Genomic DNA, 16,657 nt, shown 5'->3' with positions numbered 1-16,657 from the left:
TCAGGCGGCGTCGAGGAGGGTGCGGGCCTCGGACACCGGTGTACGGGTGGAGCAGGAGCCGTAGGAGACGAGCAGGGTCCGGGCGGCGGCCACGGCCGGTCCGGACAGCGCGGCCAGTTCGCGGGCGAGAGTTTCGGCGTCGGTGGTCTCCAGCGCGCGCAGCACGGGGGCCGGATCGCCGGGGCCGGCGGCGGCGAGCGCGGCGGCCAGCAGGAGATTCAGATAGCCGTGGTGCGTGAACCCGGTGTCCGGGTCGCGGTGCCGTACGGCGTGGTGGAGCCCCGCCGTCGCCTTGAACGGCACGCCCGCCCGCGCGCACGCGGTGACGAAGTACGCGGCCTCGGCGGGGGAGGGGAACAGTTCGGCCCGTACGCCGCCGCAGCGCAGCTTGGCGCCCACGCCCAAAGTCCCCCGCACCGCCGCGAGCAGGGCGCCGATGCCGGACGGGGCGGCCGGTTCCAGGAACACCGGGGCCCCGGCTCCGGCCGTGGCGGCCAGCACGGCGGGGACGGCGGTCGCCGGGTCGCCGCCGAAAGCGGCGAGCGGCGCCTCGATCAGGGCCGTCTCCAGCCGGTCGTCGGCCGCGACCGTCGCCAGCGCCGCCCGCAGCCGCTCACCCGGGTCGCCGGGTCCGGCCGCGTCCGCGATCAGGCCCAGCGCCAGCCGGTCGTCGGGGCGCAGTTCGGCGCGGATCTCCGCCAGCCGGGCGACCGGGACGAGGAGGCGCAGGGTGTGCATCGGGTGCGCGGTGGCCCGGTCCCGGCGGTGCCGGGCCACCGCCCCGGCGGGCGGCAGCGCGGTCGGCGGGAACAGACCGGCGTCGTCGACGAGCCCGGCGAGCAGCGCGCTCACGCGGCCGGTCCCCGGCCCGCCCAGGTCCAGGCGTACCCCGGGTCCTCGGCGGCGAGCCCGCCCTCGCCCAGCTCCAGCGGCCGGAACGTGTCGACCATGACGGCGAGTTCGTCGAAGAACTCGGCGCCGACGGACCGCTCGTAAGCACCCGGCTGCGGCCCGTGCGCGTGGCCGCCCGGGTGCAGTGACACCGAGCCCTGCCCGATGCCGGAGCCCTTGCGGGCCTCGTAGTCGCCACCGCAGTAGAACATCACCTCGTCGCTGTCGACGTTGGAGTGGTAGTACGGCACCGGGATGGCCAGCGGGTGGTAGTCGACCTTGCGGGGCACGAAGTTGCAGATGACGAAGTTGTCGCCCTCGAAGACCTGGTGCGCGGGCGGCGGCTGGTGCACCCGCCCGGTGATCGGCTCGAAGTCGTGCACGCTGAACGTGTACGGGTACAGGCAGCCGTCCCAGCCGACCACGTCGAAGGGGTGGGTGGCCTGCGTGAACACGGTGCCCAGGACCTCGCCGCGCGGGCCGCGGTGCTTGACGTGCACCTCCACGTCGGTGCCGGTGGCCAGCAGCGGCTCGGCGGGTCCGTGCAGGTCGCGTTCGCAGTACGGGGCGTGCTCCAGGAGCTGCCCGTTGCGCGAGAGGTAGCGGCGGGCGGGGGAGATGTGCGAGTTGGCCTCCACGCAGTACAGGCGCAGCGGTTCGTCGCCCCCGGGGAGCCAGCGGTGGGTGGTGGCGCGGGGCAGCAGCACGTAGTCGCCGGCGCGCGCGGTCAGCGCCCCGAACACCGTCTCCACGGTGGCCGTGCCGGCCTCCACGTACACGCACTCGTCGCCGATGCTGTTGCGGTAGAACGGCGAGACGGCGCCGACGACGGCGTAGGAGATCCGCACGTCGCCGTTGCCGAGCAGCAGCCGCCGGCCGGTGACCGCGTCGGCGGTGCGCCAGCCGTCGCCGGTGAAGAGGCCGTGCGGCTTCAAGTGCCGGGGTTTGAGCGGGTGGTTGGCGACCGTCTCCTGCCCGGTCAGGTCCCAGGGGCGGGAGTCGGTGATCGCCGAGGGGATCTCGCGGTGGTAGAGCAGCGAGGAGTCGGAGGAGAAGCCCTCCTCGCCCATGAGTTCCTCGAAGCGCAGACGGCCGTCCGCGTCCCGGTGCTGGGTGTGCCGCTTGGGCGGGATGTCACCCACGCTGCGGTAGTAAGGCATGACGTAGTCCTTGAGGGGTTGTTCAGACGCCCGCGGTGGTGGGCAGGGCGGGGGCGTCGGCGGGCTGCCGGTCCCGGGGCACCTTCAGGAAGGCGAGCATCGCGGCGCACACCACGAGACAGGCGATGGGGAAGTACAGGCCGACGGTGACGTCGTCGGCGGTGGCGTTCTTGCCGATGATGTACGGGCTGAAGAAACCGCCCAGCGCGGCGATGGAGTTGATGCCGGCCAGCCCCACCGCGGTCTGCTCGCGCGGCAGGATCCGCTGCGCCAGCGCCCAGTACGGCGCCATGTAGCCGAGCACGCCGACCGCGACCAGCGACAGGCAGACCATCGCGGGCACCGGATCGTGCCGGAAGACGATGGTGCCGAGCAGCCCGGCCGCGCCGAGCAGCATCAGGCCGATGACGTGGAAGCGGCGCTCGCCGGTGCGGTCGGAGTTCCGCGCCACCAGCAGCATGCCGACCGCGCCCACCAGGTAGGGGATGGTGCCGAGCAGACCGATGTTGGTGGCCGAGTAGGACGGGTCGAGCTGCTGGACGATCTTCGGCAGGAAGAAGGAGAAGCCGTACAGGCCGCACGCGGCGAAGAAGTTGGCCACCGCGAGGTAGAGCACCCGTCGGTTCTTCATCGCCCGGAGCTGGTCGCGGACGGTCTCCTTGTGGGCGCCGCCGCCCGCGTACTCCTTGTCGATCTGCGCCTGGAGCCAGCGGCTCTCGGCGGCGGTGAGGAACCCCGCGTCGGCCGGCCGGTCGGGCAGCCAGACGAGCGTGACCAGGCCGATGAGGATCGCGGGCGCGCCCTGGAGGATGAACACCCAGCGCCAGCCGCTCAGCCCGAACCACTCGACGTGGTCGAGGATCCAGCCGCCGGTCATGGAGCCGAGGATCATCGCGACCGGCTGCGCGAGGGCCAGCATCGCGATGGCCCGGCCGCGCTCCCTGCCCCGGTACCAGAACGTCAGGTACAGCAGCAGTCCGGGGAAGAGACCGGCCTCGGCGACGCCCAGCGCGATCCGCGCGACGTAGAGGTGGGTGACGGTGCTGACGAACCCGGTGACCGCGGTCACCAGACCCCAGCTGATGGCGATCCGGGCCAGCCACAGCCGGGCCCCGACCTTCTTCAGCATCATGTTGCTGGGGATCTCCAGCACCACGTACGCCAGGAAGAAGATCGCGGCGACGGCGCCGAACGTGGCCGTCGTGATGCCCAGTTCGTCCTCCATGCCGAGCTGGGCATAGCTGATGTTGGACCGGTCCATGTAGTTGAACACATACAGCAGACCCACGATCGGGAAGATCCGGTACGAGACTTTCCGGGTGACTCTGCTGCCCAGGGCGGCGGTGTCCTCGGCGTTGAGGTGCGCTCCCATGACGGCTCCTAGAGGAGTGGGAAGAGGTACGGGAAGGGGGAAGGTCAGTGACCGCGGGCCGCGGTGCGGCCGGCGACGCGCCCCATGGTGAGGGCGTTGGCGACGGCGTTGCCGCCGCCGACGTACCGCATGCCGAGCACCCCGCCACCGGCCTCACCGGCGGCGAACAGCCCGGGTACGGCACTGCCGGTGCGGTCCAGGACGGCGGCGTCCCGGTCGATCTCCAGACCGGTGTGGGTGCACACCAGCTCGGCGGGGAGCACCCGGGCCGCGTAGAACGGCGCGGCGGCGATCGGATCCGGGGTCTCGGGCGAACCCTTCGCCGCGAGGGACTCCTCGCGCAGGAACTCCGGGTCCGCGCCGGTCGCGGCGAGCCGCGCGTTCCACCGGTCGAGGGTGGCGGTCAGCGCGTGCGCCGGTACGTCCATGGCGGCGGCCAGGGCGGTCACGGTGTCCGCGCTCAGCAGCCGGCCGGCGGCCACCTCCCCGGCGATCCGCTCGGGCGTCCAGTCCGCGTACCCGGGCTCCAGTCCAAGCCTGGCCTTCTCGTCGAACACCGCCCACACCGGCCCTTCCTGGGCGAGGATGATGCCGCCCGAGACGGCGTACGAGGCGTCCTCGTCCATGAAGCGCCGCCCGGCGCCGTTCACGTACACCCGGGACTTGGGCGGGAATCCGGCCTGCCAGTGGTGGTAGCGCTGGAAGTAGGCGGTCGGCAGCATCAGGCCCCAGCCGTGCCCGGTGAGCGCGCTCCCGGTCTGCTCGGCGAAGGCGAAGTGGTCGCCGCGGCTGCCGGGCGCCGCCACCACGAACAGCGAGTCGCCCGCCGCCTTCGCCTCCGGGTAGTACCGGTCGAGCAGATCAGGGTGCTGGGCGAAGCCGCCGCTGGCGACGACCACCGCACCGGCCCGGACCTCGATGCCGTCGGCGACCACGCCCACGACCCGGCCCTCCTCGAACAGCAGCCGTTCGACCCGGGTGTTGAGGACCGCCTCGACGCCGCGTTCGCGGCGGGCCCGGTCGAGCACCTGCACCAAACCGTAGCCCTGGTCGCGCGGGACGTGGCCGCGCCAGACGTCCTCCACCCCGGCCCGGCACAGGCCCGGCGTGTGCGCGTCGGGCGACACGGCGGCCGGGACGTCCAGGCCCAGGCCGAGCAGCCATTCCAGGGTCGGACCGGCGGCGGCGCAGAACGCCCGTATCAGACCGGGCGCGAGCCGCCACTGGTTGAGGTCCATGTAGTGCTGGAAGTGGCGCTCGGCGGTGTCCTCGACGCCGAGGCCGCGCTGCACGCTGGTGCCGGCCGCGGTGAACAGGCCCGCGGAGAGTTGCGTGGAGCCGCCCAGTTCGCGTTCGGACTCGAAGAGCAGCACCTGGGCGCCCTGTTCGGCGGCGCTGACCGCGGCGGCGAGACCGGCCCCGCCGCCGCCCACCACGATCACGTCGAGCGCGTCGAAGTCGGTCATCACAGGGCTCCTTCGGCGTCGTCGAGAATGCGGTGGTAGAGCCCGTTGGAGACCAGGCCGCCGTCGAGGGTGACCTCGCTGCCGGTCATGTACGAGCTGCGGTCGGAGAGCAGGAACAGCACGGCGTCGGTCACCTCGCGCACCTCGCCGAGCCGTCCGGCGGGGATGGAGCGCCGGGCCGACTCCACGAACGCGTCCGAACCGGCGAGCAGACCGGTGCCGACCAGGCCCGGGTGCAGGGAGTTGACCCGGATGCCCCAGGCGGCCAGCTCACCGGCCGCCGACTTGGACAGCCCGGTCAGACCCCACTTGCTCGCCGAGTAGGAGGGCGAGAAGTAGCCGATCTGCCCGCTGATGGAGGAGATGTTGACGACGGCGCCCCCGCCGCTGTCCCGCATCAGCGGCGCGCACGCCCGGATGCCGTGGAACGGGCCGTACAGATTGACCCGCAGGACCCGGTCCCACACCTCCTCGGTGGTGTCCATGAACCGCAGCCGGCGCGAGATCCCGGCGTTGTTGACCAGCCCGTCCAGGCGGCCGTCCGTCTCCCGTACGGCGTCGACGACCGTGCGCCAGCCGGCGGGGTCTGTGACGTCCAGCCTGTGCCCGGTGGCCCGGCCGCCCGCGGCGGTGATCTCCTCGACCACGGGCGCGCAGTCGGCGACGTCGGCCAGGTGGACATGGCTGCCGCGGCGGGCCATCGCACGGGCGTGCGCGGCACCCATCCCGGCGGCGGCACCGGTGACGAGGACGACCGACGGGTAGCGCACGGTCTCCTCGTGTCCGTCAGACATGGCGCGAGCCGCCGTCGACGGCGATGCTGTGCCCGGTCACGTAGCGGGCGCTGTCGGAGAGCAGGAACAGCAGCACGCCCAGGACTTCCTGCGGGGAGCCGAGGCGGTGCAGCGGCACGCTGTCCAGCGCGTGCTTCAGGGCGGCGGGGTCCTCCCGCACCCAGCGGGTCATCTCGGTGTCGATGTAGCCCGGCGCGATCGAGTTGACGCGCAGTCCCCGGTCGCCGAGCTCCACGGCCAGCGACTCGGTGAGGTGGGCGACCGACGCCTTGGAGGCGCAGTACGCGCCACGCCCCTTGCGGACCCGGACCGCGGACACCGAGGACATGTTGACGACGGCGCCGCCGGGTGCCATGTGCCGGGCGGCGGCCTGCGAACCGAACAGCACACCCTGCACATTGACCTTCAGCACCGCGTCGATCTGCTCCGGCGAGATGTCCTGCACGAAGGCGTGCGGGAATATGCCCGCGTTGTTGACCCAGTGGTCCAGGCGGCCGAACTCGCCATGCGCGAGCCGGGCCAGCTCCTCGTGCCCGGCCGGGTCCACGACGTCGACGGCGGCGGGCACGACCCGGCCCCGGGTGCCGCCCTCGGGCAGAACGTCCTGCTGGGCATTGACCGCCTCCGCGGTCGCCTTCATCGCGTCGAGGTCGATGTCGGCGGCGATCACGTTCACCCCGCGCAGCGCCAGGCCCTCGGTGAAGACGGCGCCCATGCCGCGGGCGGCGCCGGTGACGACGGCGGTGGTCCCGGCCAGTTCGGGGTGGACGGCGGTGGGGCGCCGGCCGACGACCCGGCCGGGGCCTTCGGCGCCGGGGGCCTGCGGGTATGCGGTGTCGCTCATCGGTGGTTCCGTTCCTTCGTCGTTGAAGTGCCGTTGCGCCGGGGCCCGGCTCAGCTCTCGGGGGCGTCGTCCCGGCGTACGGCGCGGGCGGCGATCCGCCAGCCGTCGCCGTCGCGGACGAGCCGGTCGGTGAGGGTGGTGAACCGCTCGGTGCGCGGTGTCCCGCCCCGTGGGGTCGCGACGATCTGGAGATACGCCACGACGCGCAGCGCCCCGTCGTCGTCCGCGCCGGTCACGGCCACGTTGGTGACCACATGCCGGCGCACCACGCCCTCGGCCGCGCAGCCCGCGGCGAACCGCTCGGCGAACGCGGTCAGGGCGGCCGTGCCGGCCACCGGCCGCGGATAGGTGGGTGAGCCGAAGGTGCCGTCCGCGGTGAAGGTCGCGGCCCACTCCGCGGCTCGGCCACCGTCGATGAGATGGCTCTGCACGTGGTAGAGCTGGTGTATTTCGGCCAACGGGGCATCGGCCGGAAACGCGGGCGCGCTGGGGTTCATTCGGGCGTCCCTTCGGCTCGTGGTCCCGCTCCGGCGGCCGTCCCGGGCGGCCTGAGCGGGGAGCTTGCTGCGCACTCAACTGCTGTGCGATAATCGCACTCACTGTGCGAATAATGGGAGCATAGGCAGCGTGGCTGAAACCCGTCAAGGGATGGATCCGTGAACCCACCGTCAACGACCCCGTCGGCCCCCGAGCTGGACGCGGGTATGTCCAAGACGCTCCACCACGGACTGCTGATCCTCAGAGTCCTCTCGGAGCACCCGCAGGGCCTGACCGTCAGCGAACTGGCGGACGCCGTCGGCGTGCACCGCACGGTCGCGCACCGCCTGGTCCGCACCCTGGAGGCGCACCAGCTCTGCCGCCGCGACCACCGGCGCCGCATCGTCCTGGGCACCGGCCTGGTCACCCTCGCCGAACCCGTCCAGCAGGACCTGCGCGCCCTGGCCCGCCCGATCCTGGACGAGCTGGCGGAGACCACCCGCGCCACCGCGCACCTGCTGGTCCGGGAGGGCGCCGCCGAGATGCGGGCGCTGATGGTGGTGGAACCGCGCGGCGCCCTCGTCCACGTCTCCTTCCGGCCGGGCCAGACCCACCCCATCGAGCAGGGCTCGGGCGGCCTCGCCCAGCTCGCCCACGGCCCGCACCGCGAGGGCGAACGCCCCGAGGTCACCGAGGCCCGCGCCAGGGGGTACGCCGTCACCATGGGCGAGGTCATCCCCGCCGTCACCGGCATCTCCGCCGCGGTGACCACGCGCGGCGGCGAGGCGACCGCCAGCATCGGCATCTCCGTCTTCGAGCGCACCGGCCTCGACGCCCTGGGCGCCACCGTCGTCCGCGCCGCGGCCGAACTGGGGGAACTGCTCGACTGACCGGAGTCCCGTTCGCGCGTCTCCCCGGCGCTGTCGGGGGTTGTTCAGCATGTGTTCGTTCAGTTCCGGCCCGCCGATCGTGAACAACGGCAGGCGGCTACAAAGGGTGCAATTCCTCACCGGCCCGCCGTAGCAGCGCGACTCCGTCCACCGGAGGAGCGCGGAAAAGGATCGGACACCATGCGCATTTCACGAAGGATCACCTCGGCCGCCGTCACACCGGTGCTGCTGGCCGCCGTACTGCTCACCGGCGGCCAGCCCGCCGCGCACGCCGCTCCGTACGACGGCAGCGACCCCGTCGGCACCGGGTGCGACGCGTCCGCCCGCACGGTCGGCCGCGCCGACATCGGCGGCGGTGACGCGCTGCTGGAGCTGCGCTACAGCTCCGGCTGCAAGACGGCCTGGGCCAGAATCACCATCACCAACGGCCGCCCCTGCGAGCCGGGCAACGACAACTGTGCCCGCGCGATCGTCCACCGCGACAGCGACGGCCTGGAGTACGGCTGCCAGACCGAGGACGACCCGGCACGTCACTCCTGCTACACGGCGCAGGTGAACGACGACGGCGTCACCTCGTACGCTCACGGCAGCATCGACGTCGGGCCCTACACCCACACTGGGGAGACCGGCCACCACTGACCGGCGCCCGCGGCGGCGCGCCGGGCGCCGCCGCGGGGCAGGTCCGTCCCTGGTACCGGCACACCGTGGAGCTTCGAGTCGCTGCGCATGCGTCCCTTCCGCCGACATGGTGCCGTTCTTCGCGGAGGCGAACCCGTACGTACGCGGCATCGTGCCGAACATCGCCCGCCTCGCCGAGGCACTGCGCACCGCGGGCGGCCCGGTCGCATGGGTGCTGCCGGCGAACGAGGCGCCCCTCGGGAGCGTCAGTGCCGAGTTCTACGGACCGGAGGTCAGCGCGACGTTCGCGGCGACCGGCGGCTCGGGGCCCCCGCGTTCGCGCCTGTGGCCCGCCTTCGACGTCGGACCGGACGACCTGGTGGTGGAGAAGAGCGCGTACAGCGCCTTCTTCCCCAACCGTTCGCCCCTGCCGGGACTGCTGGCGGAGCGCGCCGTCGACACCGTGCTCGTCACGGGCGCCCTCGCCGACGTCTGCTGCGAGTCCTCCGCGCGCGACGCGGCCACCACCGGCCTGCGCGTGCTGATGGTCGCCGACGCGAACGCGGCCCGGCGCGACCAGGACCACAACGCCGCGCTGCACACGGTCTACCGGTCGTTCGGCGACGTACGGAGCACGGACGAGGTACTGGCCCTGATCGCGGCGGCCCCGGCGGACCGAGCCCGCCGGGGCGGTCCGGCCGCTACGCGGCGATGTCCGCCTCACGTCCCCGGCGGGTGAGGGCGACCTTCGCGACCCACCACCAGTCCAGCGGCGGATCCTGCGGCGCGGCGCCCGGCCGGTCGCGGGGGACCAGGACCCGCAGGGCGCGCGGCCGGACGGTGCACACCACGGGCGTGGGCAGCGTCAGCGCCTCGCCGTCGACGGCCACCGGGATGCTCGGGGCGGCGGCGGTGACCTCGACCCTGCGGGCCGTCAGGATGGTCAGCGCCGGGGAGAACGCGCCGCGCACGGCGAGGTCGGCCGCCTGCGCGGCACCGTCCACGCGGACGCCGAGCACGCCGAGTTCGCCCCGGTCGAGGCGGGGCCTGCGCCCGACGTCGAGCGGATCGGCCCCGGCGTAGGGGTTGTTGCTGACGAGCAGGGCCTGCTGCCCGTCGACGGTCTGGCGGTCGGCGACGGCGTCCAGGCGCTCACCGGCGCCGCCCGCCAGCAGATCGGGCAGCGCGTCGAGCGCCGTACCGGCCTTGGCGTCGCGGTACTCGGGACGCTGCACGATCTCCGCGTACACCCCGAACGAGACCGTGTTGACGAACGCCCGGCCCGCCACGTCACCCAGGTCCACCCTGAGCTCCACCCCGTCGGTCAGGGCGTCCAGGCACCGGGACGGGTCGGTGCGGTCCAGGCCGAGGTCCATGGCGAAGTGGTTGCGGGTACCGGCGGAGATCACCAGGAACGGCAGGCCGTGCTCCGCGGCGACCGCGGCGACCAGCGCCTGGGTGCCGTCGCCGCCCGCCACGCCGAGCAGATCGGCGCCCTCGGCGACGGCGTCGCGGGCGAGCTGTGCGACGTCCGTGTGGCTGCCCGGCTCCAGCAGGTGCACCCGGGCACCGAGCGCCTCGGCCCGCTCCACGAGCCCGAACCGCGCCACCTTCCCGCCGCCGGAGGCCGGGTTCATGATGAGGACCGCCCGCCGGGGCGGACGGTCCGGTCCGGCGGCTGCCGGCGCCGGACCCGGCTCTGCCCGGCGCTCCGTCCGCAGGGCCGCGCGGGCGCAGGCCAGGGCCGCCGCCCACAGGGCCGTCGCGGCCAGCGCCGTGAACCACATGCCGCCGGTCAGGAACAGCACCAGGACGGCCACCGGCGCCGCCACGGCGAGCACCGCGCCCCACACCCGCAACGCGCCCCGGTGGGCCAGGAACCACCAGGCGCCGACCGCGCACAGCGCCAGCCCCGCGAGTCCGCCCAGGATGACGAGGGAACCGCCGTCGCCGAGCGACAACAGGACGACGAGGACGGCCGCCCCGGCCGCCAGCAATGCGTAACGGGCCAGTGTCCTGGCCCTGTCCGACGGATCGACCTTGCTCACCTGCGCGCTCCCGAGTTCACCGAAGACCCCCGGCGACCGGGAGCCGCCCGCAGCCTACGGCCTTCCGGCAGGCCCTCGCCGACAGCGGGCCGTCAGCCGCCCGACGCTGCCCCGGCGGCCACCCCGTCCGGACCGCCGCGGCTGCCCCTTCGGCCGACTCCTGTACGGGCACCGGGAGTTGGCGTCTTTGCGCCTGCTGTCGGCGGGCGGCGTCGTCGGCCCGGAGTCCCTGGCGCAGATGCGGCGCACCGTCCCGGTCGTCTCCCAGGAGGGCAAGGTGATCGACTACGGCCTCGGCCTGCACCCGATGGACCTGCCCGGCACGGAGGCGACCGGTCGGGGCACCTTCCGGGGACACGGCGGCACCGTCTGGGGCGGCGGAGCGCTCCTCCTCACCCCTTGACCGGGTCGGCGCCCGGCCGTTTCACGATCCGGTCGCCGACCGCGAGCGACTTCCACAGCCGGCGGCCGATACGTACCCGGACCGGTTCCCCGGTATCGGGGCGGACCTCGACGAAGTGGTACATGTTCGAGCCGTCGAGCATGCCCCGGGACTTGTCGGTGACGGTTCCTTCCCAGGAGTCGTCCTGTCCTGCTTTGTGAGACTTGAACATGGTGTGGAGTCTACGGAGAGTGACGGCCGGCCCGGCAGTGCCTCGGGGCACCTGTCGGGCATGACACCTGTCATGCCCGAGCCGGTACACATGTGGTGGGCGGAGCGGCCGCCGTGAACCTCCCGGCGCTCCCGGCCGTCCCCGCCCTTCACCCGTTCGCCCTCCGCGCCCTCCGCGCCCTTCACCCGTTCGCCGGTGGCGGGGCCCGCCACGGCCGCCGACCGGGTCACCGCGACAGGTGCGGCCGGGCGAGTGCGGTCATGATCGGGGGGCGGGGCCGTACCCGATCGCTGACTCACCCCCGCCCGCTGAGAAACCTCCACCCCCGCCCCACCCACCCCGGCTGCGACTGAGGAGACCCCTGACATGCACTGGCTCTTCGGCGACCAGCTCGGTCCCCACTTCCTCACCCCGGGCGAGGACGGCCCCGGCCGTGACACCCCGCTGCTCCTGATCGAGGCGCGCTCGGTGTTCCGGCGGCGCCGCTTCCACCGGGCCAAGGCCCACCTCGTGCTGTCCGCGATGCGCCACCGCGCGGCGGAACTCGGCGACCGTCTCACCTACGTACGCGCCGCCACCTACCGGGAGGGCCTGGACCGGGCCACCCGCGGACGTCCGGTCACCGTGCACCACCCCACCTCGCACGCGGCCCTGCGCTTCGTGTGCTCCCTGCCGCAGGTGACGGTCGGGCCCGCACGCGGGTTCCTGATGCCGATGGCGGACTTCCGGGACTGGGCGGACGGCCACCACGGCAAGCACCTGCGGCAGGAGGACTTCTACCACTGGGTCCGGCACGGGCACGGCCTGCTCATGGACGGCGACCACCCCGCGGGGGACCACTGGAACCTCGACCACGACAACCGCGAACCGCCGCCGCACGACGCGGACACCCTGCCGGTCGGCCGTCCGTACCGGCCCCGCGAGGACGAGATCGACGACGAGGTACGGCACGACCTCGACCGCTGGGAGCGCGACGGCGACGTGTCCTTCGTGGGCCGGGACGGCCCCCGCCGTTTCCCCGCCACCCGCCGCGAGGCCCGCGCGGCGCTGCGGCGCTTCGTCGAGCACCGCCTCAAGACGTTCGGGCCCTACGAGGACGCCATGCTCACCGAGGACCCGGTGATGAGCCACAGCCTGCTGTCCTCCTCGCTGAACCTGGGGCTGCTCGACCCCGCCGAGTGCGTCGAACGGGCGGAGGCGGCCTGGCGCGCCGGGAAGGCGCCGCTGAACAGCGTGGAGGGTTTCGTCCGGCAGATCGCGGGCTGGCGCGAGTACGTGTGGCAGCTCTACTGGTACTTCGGCGACGACTACCGGCGCTCCAACGAGCTGCGGCACACCGCCCCGCTGCCCGACTGGTGGAAAGACCTGGACGCGGACGCCGTCCGCGCCCACTGCCTGCACACCGTCCTGAGCCAGGTACGGGACACGGGCTGGACCCACCACATCCCGCGGCTGATGATCCTCGGCAGCTACGCGCTCCAGCGGGGCTGGGACCCCGCCGCGCTCACGGACTGGTTCCACCGCTGCTTCGTGGACGGGTACGACTGGGTCATGCTGCCCAACGTCGTCGGGATGTCCCAGTACGCCGACGGCGGCCGGATGACGACCAAGCCGTACACGTCCGGCGGCAGCTACGTGCACCGCATGAGCGATCTGTGCGGCCCCTGCGCCTACCGGCCGGGCGACCGGACCGGCGAGCACGCCTGCCCCTACACCGCGGGCTACTGGACGTTCTTCGACCGGCACCGGGGGCGCCTGGCCGGCAACCCGCGCGTCGCCCGGCCGGTACGGCAGCTCGACCGGCTGTCCGATCTCGCCGACGTCCGCAAGCAGGAGCGCGCGCGGGGCGACGCACCGCCGTAGGACGTACTCAGGGCTGGTCGCGGGCCTGCTCGGCGGCCTGTCCCGCGGCGCCGGTCTCGGTGGTCGCGCCGCGCGTGCTGAGCCGGCCGCCGCTGGACTCCAGGTGGGCCCGCACGAACCACTGGAAGAGCTCCAAACCGCGCAGCTGCTCGATCAGCATGTCCTGGGTGACGGGGTCGGACGTCTCGGTGGCCTCCATGGCCTCGCGGTGGTCCTCGATCACGGAGGTGTACACCAGGTCGAGCGCGCCGAGGTGCTCGATGGCCTCGGCGCGGCCGATCGAGTAGTCGTTCCAGGTCCGCTCGTTCACCAGCGCGCCGGGGGTGCCGTTCGGCTCGCCGCCGAGCGTGGAGATCCGCTCGGCGAGGTCGTCGGTCATGTCCCGGACCTTGTCGACCTGGGGGTCGAGCATCTCGTGCACCGCGATGAAGTGCGGTCCGACGACGTTCCAGTGGATGTGCTTGAGGGTGAGGTGGAGGTCATTGAGGGAGTGCAGGCGCATTTGCAGCATCCCGATGATCTGCCGGCTGTTCTGTGTGCTCATCCCGGGCACGGTGTAGGAGAGGTCCGAACGCTCTGACGGCACGGTGGTGCTCCTTGCGGTGTCTGCGGGGTGTGGTGCTGGCGCATGCAGACAATCAGCTTCCGGGCGTTCTCCCGTCGTCCGACGGCACCCGTCGCCCGGTTCCCACCGCTGTATCACCGGTGTGGAGCAAGCCGCGGCGGTCCCGCGGGCGGGTACCGGCACCGCACGCCACCCGTGCGCCGACCAGGAGATGCGCCGACCGCCCGCCGCCGCGATCGTGGCGGCACAGGCTCTTCTCCTTCGACCGCGGGCAGGACACATGGACAGGACCAGGCTGATCGAGGCGACCACGCAGACCTCGGCGCACCACGACGACGACCGGCGCCTCACCCCCGACGACGTCGGGCAGGTGCTCGACTCGGTCTTCGGCACCGTGGAGCACCCGGGTTCGATCGCGCAGGCGCTGGACCGCGGGGAGACCGTCCTCCTGGGCAGCTTCGGCAGCTTCCACCCGGACGGCCGGACGGCCACGTTCCGTCCGGGCAAGGCGCTCACCGAGTTCCTGCACGGCACGACCCGGTGAACGCGCCCGCGGCACCCCGCTGACGGAACCGGCGGAACCGGCGATACCGGCGGAACCGGCGGAACCGGCGGAGCCGAGTGTCGCTCGCCGCCGACGATCGAGACCGGCGACCCCGCGCCCGCGCCGGCGCGGGCCCTCGCCGGCGCACCGGCCCCGCGGGGCGGACCCGGTGACGCGCGTCACGCCGCGGCATGTCACGTCCCGGCCGCCGGCGGTGTCCTGAGGGCATGACTGAACACAACAACCCCGTCAGGGTCGTGGTCATCGGCGGCGGTTACGCCGGAACGCTCGCGGCCAACCGGCTGCGGCAGCGGGCCGACCTCGACATCACGCTGGTCAACCCCCGCCCGCACTTCGTCGAGCGCATCCGGCTGCACCAGTTCGCGGCCCGTACCGGCGACGCCACGATCGACTACGGCACACTGCTCGGCGACGGCATCCGGCTGGCCGTCGACAGTGCCACGCGCATCGACACCGCCACCCGCACCGTGCGGCTGGCGTCGGGCCGCGCCCTGGACTACGACTACGTCGTCCACGCGGTCGGCAGCACGGCGCCGCCACCGCCGTCCGTGCCAGACGCCGCCGGACTCGCTCTGCCCATAGGTGAGTTCGAGTCCGCGCGACGGCTGCGCGCCAGACTGGACGACCTGCCCGCCGACGCCCCGGTCACCGTGGTCGGCGGCGGGCTGACCGGCATCGAGACGGCCGCCGAACTGGCCGAGCGGGGACGCCGCGTCACGCTGGTGTGCGGCCGGGGCCTGGCACCCACCCTGAGCGCGCCGGGCCGCCGCTACGTCGCCAAGTGGCTGGCCCGGCACGGCGTCACCGTGCTCGGAACCGGCGTCGTGACCGAGGTCCGGCCGGACGCGGTGGTCCTCGCGGCCGGAACCGCCGACGATCCCGCCGGCGGGACGGTGCGTCCGAGCGCGCTGACCGTCTGGGCGGCGGGCTTCGGCGTACCGGACCTGGCGGCGGCGAGCGGGCTGCGTACCGACACACTCGGCCGGCTGCTCACCGACGAGACGCTGACCAGCGTGGACGACGACCGCATCGTCGGGGCCGGTGACTCCGCCGCACCGTCGGGCCGGCCGCTGCGGATGAGCGGCTACGCCGCGGGGCCGCTCGGAGCACAGGCCGCCGACACCGTGCTGAGCCGCATCGCGGGCACCGAACCCGCCCCGCTCGACCTCGCCTTCGCGGGAGTCTGCGTCAGCCTCGGCAGGCGCGCCGCCGTCCGCCAGCTCGCCCGCAAGGACGACACCCCGGTGAACGCGTACATCGGAGGCCGCCCGGGCGCGGTGATCAAGGAGATGACCTGCAAGTACGTGGTGGCCAAACGGATTCGCCGGGAGGCCCGCGAGCCGGGTTCCATGAGCTGGCTCAAGGGCGGCCCGCCCCGCGTGCGACCGGCGTCCGGCGCACGGGAGGCCACCTCCCCGTGACCACCGCCGGACAGGACGACCACGCCGACCACGCCGAGCGGTTCACCCTGCTGCGGCCGCTGCTCTTCACGATCGTCTACGAGATACTCGGCTCGGCGACCGAGTCCGACGACGTGCTCCAGGACAGCTACCTGCGCTGGGCCGGCGTCGACCTCACGACGGTACGGGACACCAGGTCGTACCTGGCGCGACTGGTGACCCGGCAGGCGCTCAACGCGCTGCGGGCCGGCGCCCGCCGCCGCGAGGACTACGTCGGTCCCTGGCTGCCGGAACCGCTGCTGCTCGACGAGCACGACGCGTCGGCCGACGTGGTGCTCGCCGAGTCGGTGTCGATGGCGATGCTCGTGCTGCTCGAAACACTGAGCCCCGACGAGCGCGCGGTGTTCGTGCTGCGCGAGGTGTTCGGCTTCGGCTACGCCGACATCGGCGCGGCGGTGGGCAAGTCCGCGGCGACGGCGCGCCAGGTGGCGCACCGCGCCCGCGAGCACGTAGGGGCCCGGCGCAGGCGTTTCGTGCCCGTGGACGCGGCGCGGACCGCGCGGATCACCGAGCGCTTCATGACCGCCGCGGCCACCGGTGACCTGCGCGGGCTGCTGTCGCTGCTCGCGCCGGACGTCACCTGGACCGCGGACAGCGGCGGCAGGACCACCGCGGCGCGCCGGCCGGTGGTGGGGGCGGAGAGGGTGGCCGCGGTCGTCATGAGGGTCTTCCGCACGGGCCGCGGAGGCCGCACGGACCGCACGGGAGGGACGGGACGGACGGCGGGGACGGGACGGACGGTGGGGACGGGACGGGCGGCGGGGCCGTGGGTCGAAGTGGTCAACTGCAACCACACGCCCGCGATCGTGGTCCACGGCGGCGACCGTGGTGACCACGGTGATCGCGGTGACCGCGGCGACCGCGGCGACCACGACCATCCTCTGGGTGTCTTCCTGGTCGAGAGCGCCGACGGGCGGATCACCGGCATCTACGCCGTCCGCAACCCCGACAAGCTCGCCGCGGTGGCGGCCCCGCGTCGGATCAGCCGGTGAGGAGACCGGGATCCGCGGGAGCCGCCCCCACGGCACAT

Annotated in this window: 17 protein-coding genes and 1 pseudogene; 8 read left to right on the top strand and 10 right to left on the bottom strand. The window is 73.5% G+C overall.

The annotated features are described in order from the left end of the window. From ACFV6E_RS17505 to ACFV6E_RS17475, 7 genes are read right to left on the bottom strand one after another with little or no spacing between them, the layout of a single operon-like run. Positions 1-852, bottom strand: coding sequence for a hypothetical protein (locus ACFV6E_RS17505; RefSeq protein ID WP_385462517.1), 852 nt, complete (start codon positions 850-852; stop codon positions 1-3). Then, on the bottom strand, positions 849-2,051 hold the full coding sequence (locus ACFV6E_RS17500) for a homogentisate 1,2-dioxygenase (RefSeq protein ID WP_385167102.1): 1,203 nt from the start codon (positions 2,049-2,051) through the stop codon (positions 849-851). The genes ACFV6E_RS17505 and ACFV6E_RS17500 overlap by 4 nt, the downstream gene beginning before the upstream one ends. Before the next feature lie 22 nt (positions 2,052-2,073). Then, a complete protein-coding gene (locus tag ACFV6E_RS17495; protein ID WP_385167104.1) occupies positions 2,074-3,423 on the bottom strand; it encodes an MFS transporter in 1,350 nt (449 codons plus the stop codon). A 44-nt stretch (positions 3,424-3,467) separates the two neighbouring features. Next, the gene (locus ACFV6E_RS17490) at positions 3,468-4,889 is read right to left on the bottom strand and encodes an FAD-dependent oxidoreductase (protein ID WP_385167105.1); all 1,422 of its coding nucleotides are present in this window, start codon (positions 4,887-4,889) and stop codon (positions 3,468-3,470) included. After that, positions 4,889-5,683, bottom strand: coding sequence for an SDR family NAD(P)-dependent oxidoreductase (locus ACFV6E_RS17485; protein ID WP_385462514.1), 795 nt, complete (start codon positions 5,681-5,683; stop codon positions 4,889-4,891). The genes ACFV6E_RS17490 and ACFV6E_RS17485 overlap by 1 nt, the downstream gene beginning before the upstream one ends. After that, the gene (locus ACFV6E_RS17480; RefSeq protein WP_385167109.1) at positions 5,676-6,527 is read right to left on the bottom strand and encodes an SDR family NAD(P)-dependent oxidoreductase; all 852 of its coding nucleotides are present in this window, start codon (positions 6,525-6,527) and stop codon (positions 5,676-5,678) included. Before ACFV6E_RS17480 ends, ACFV6E_RS17485 begins: the two co-directional genes overlap by 8 nt. 50 nt (positions 6,528-6,577) lie before the next feature. Continuing rightward, positions 6,578-7,024: a nuclear transport factor 2 family protein gene (locus tag ACFV6E_RS17475; protein ID WP_385462511.1), complete on the bottom strand. Its 447-nt coding sequence runs from the start codon at positions 7,022-7,024 to the stop codon at positions 6,578-6,580. 207 nt (positions 7,025-7,231) lie between these two features. Here ACFV6E_RS17475 and ACFV6E_RS17470 point away from each other — a divergent pair, with 207 nt between their 5' ends. The 3 genes from ACFV6E_RS17470 to ACFV6E_RS17460 all read left to right on the top strand — a co-directional run bounded on the left by ACFV6E_RS17470 (position 7,232) and on the right by ACFV6E_RS17460 (position 9,251). Continuing rightward, positions 7,232-7,894 (top strand): IclR family transcriptional regulator, encoded by a 663-nt coding sequence (locus tag ACFV6E_RS17470; RefSeq protein WP_385462581.1) that lies wholly within the window; start codon positions 7,232-7,234, stop codon positions 7,892-7,894. A gap of 180 nt (positions 7,895-8,074) precedes the next feature. Next, positions 8,075-8,533: a DUF2690 domain-containing protein gene (locus ACFV6E_RS17465; protein WP_385167113.1), complete on the top strand. Its 459-nt coding sequence runs from the start codon at positions 8,075-8,077 to the stop codon at positions 8,531-8,533. Between the two features lie 106 nt (positions 8,534-8,639). Beyond that, a complete protein-coding gene (locus tag ACFV6E_RS17460) occupies positions 8,640-9,251 on the top strand; it encodes an isochorismatase family protein (RefSeq protein WP_385462508.1) in 612 nt (203 codons plus the stop codon). Here ACFV6E_RS17460 and ACFV6E_RS17455 read toward each other — a convergent pair. After that, on the bottom strand, positions 9,214-10,560 hold the full coding sequence (locus ACFV6E_RS17455; RefSeq protein ID WP_385462505.1) for a diacylglycerol/lipid kinase family protein: 1,347 nt from the start codon (positions 10,558-10,560) through the stop codon (positions 9,214-9,216). The two genes, ACFV6E_RS17460 and ACFV6E_RS17455, sit on opposite strands and share 38 nt — an antisense overlap. 193 nt (positions 10,561-10,753) lie before the next feature. Between ACFV6E_RS17455 and ACFV6E_RS17450 the strand changes: the two are divergent. Further along, positions 10,754-10,957 (top strand): annotated as a pseudogene (locus ACFV6E_RS17450) (hydrolase); the annotation flags it as partial. Here ACFV6E_RS17450 and ACFV6E_RS17445 read toward each other — a convergent pair. After that, complete coding sequence (locus ACFV6E_RS17445; RefSeq protein ID WP_385167117.1) at positions 10,953-11,174, bottom strand: hypothetical protein; 222 nt, start codon at positions 11,172-11,174, stop codon at positions 10,953-10,955. The pseudogene ACFV6E_RS17450 and the gene ACFV6E_RS17445 overlap by 5 nt on opposite strands. Positions 11,175-11,540: 366 nt before the next feature. Between ACFV6E_RS17445 and ACFV6E_RS17440 the strand changes: the two genes are divergently transcribed. After that, complete coding sequence (locus ACFV6E_RS17440) at positions 11,541-13,037, top strand: cryptochrome/photolyase family protein (protein ID WP_385167119.1); 1,497 nt, start codon at positions 11,541-11,543, stop codon at positions 13,035-13,037. 7 nt (positions 13,038-13,044) lie between these two features. On the opposite strand, the gene ACFV6E_RS17435 is transcribed toward ACFV6E_RS17440, so the two are convergent. Continuing rightward, a complete protein-coding gene (locus ACFV6E_RS17435) occupies positions 13,045-13,623 on the bottom strand; it encodes a Dps family protein (protein WP_385167121.1) in 579 nt (192 codons plus the stop codon). A gap of 259 nt (positions 13,624-13,882) precedes the next feature. Between ACFV6E_RS17435 and ACFV6E_RS17430 the strand changes: the two genes are divergently transcribed. The 3 genes from ACFV6E_RS17430 to ACFV6E_RS17420 all read left to right on the top strand — a co-directional run bounded on the left by ACFV6E_RS17430 (position 13,883) and on the right by ACFV6E_RS17420 (position 16,619). Continuing rightward, positions 13,883-14,146 (top strand): HU family DNA-binding protein, encoded by a 264-nt coding sequence (locus ACFV6E_RS17430; RefSeq protein WP_385167122.1) that lies wholly within the window; start codon positions 13,883-13,885, stop codon positions 14,144-14,146. Between the two features lie 227 nt (positions 14,147-14,373). After that, complete coding sequence (locus ACFV6E_RS17425; RefSeq protein WP_385462503.1) at positions 14,374-15,588, top strand: NAD(P)/FAD-dependent oxidoreductase; 1,215 nt, start codon at positions 14,374-14,376, stop codon at positions 15,586-15,588. Beyond that, positions 15,585-16,619 carry a sigma-70 family RNA polymerase sigma factor gene (locus ACFV6E_RS17420; protein WP_385462501.1) on the top strand — a complete coding sequence of 345 codons (1,035 nt, stop codon included), beginning with the start codon at positions 15,585-15,587 and terminating at the stop codon, positions 16,617-16,619. Before ACFV6E_RS17425 ends, ACFV6E_RS17420 begins: the two co-directional genes overlap by 4 nt. Positions 16,620-16,657 lie beyond the last annotated feature (38 nt).

It is taken from the genome of Streptomyces sp. NPDC059785, assembly GCF_042732375.1.
GTDB lineage: Bacteria > Actinomycetota > Actinomycetes > Streptomycetales > Streptomycetaceae > Streptomyces.
Note: the sequence above shows the minus strand (reverse complement) of the source record. Positions and strands in the feature narration are given on the sequence as shown.

What these genes read in the sequence shown, in the direction of transcription:
- ACFV6E_RS17500 (WP_385167102.1), bottom strand. Translation starts at nt 2,051, where the DNA reads ATGCCTTACTACCGCAGCGTGGGTGACATCCCGCCCAAGCGGCACACC.
- ACFV6E_RS17495 (WP_385167104.1), bottom strand. Translation starts at nt 3,423, where the DNA reads ATGGGAGCGCACCTCAACGCCGAGGACACCGCCGCCCTGGGCAGCAGA.
- ACFV6E_RS17490 (WP_385167105.1), bottom strand. Translation starts at nt 4,889, where the DNA reads ATGACCGACTTCGACGCGCTCGACGTGATCGTGGTGGGCGGCGGCGGG.
- ACFV6E_RS17485 (WP_385462514.1), bottom strand. Translation starts at nt 5,683, where the DNA reads ATGTCTGACGGACACGAGGAGACCGTGCGCTACCCGTCGGTCGTCCTC.
- ACFV6E_RS17480 (WP_385167109.1), bottom strand. Translation starts at nt 6,527, where the DNA reads ATGAGCGACACCGCATACCCGCAGGCCCCCGGCGCCGAAGGCCCCGGC.
- ACFV6E_RS17475 (WP_385462511.1), bottom strand. Translation starts at nt 7,024, where the DNA reads ATGAACCCCAGCGCGCCCGCGTTTCCGGCCGATGCCCCGTTGGCCGAA.
- ACFV6E_RS17470 (WP_385462581.1), top strand. Translation starts at nt 7,232, where the DNA reads ATGTCCAAGACGCTCCACCACGGACTGCTGATCCTCAGAGTCCTCTCG.
- ACFV6E_RS17465 (WP_385167113.1), top strand. Translation starts at nt 8,075, where the DNA reads ATGCGCATTTCACGAAGGATCACCTCGGCCGCCGTCACACCGGTGCTG.
- ACFV6E_RS17460 (WP_385462508.1), top strand. Translation starts at nt 8,640, where the DNA reads ATGGTGCCGTTCTTCGCGGAGGCGAACCCGTACGTACGCGGCATCGTG.
- ACFV6E_RS17445 (WP_385167117.1), bottom strand. Translation starts at nt 11,174, where the DNA reads ATGTTCAAGTCTCACAAAGCAGGACAGGACGACTCCTGGGAAGGAACC.
- ACFV6E_RS17440 (WP_385167119.1), top strand. Translation starts at nt 11,541, where the DNA reads ATGCACTGGCTCTTCGGCGACCAGCTCGGTCCCCACTTCCTCACCCCG.
- ACFV6E_RS17430 (WP_385167122.1), top strand. Translation starts at nt 13,883, where the DNA reads ATGGACAGGACCAGGCTGATCGAGGCGACCACGCAGACCTCGGCGCAC.
- ACFV6E_RS17425 (WP_385462503.1), top strand. Translation starts at nt 14,374, where the DNA reads ATGACTGAACACAACAACCCCGTCAGGGTCGTGGTCATCGGCGGCGGT.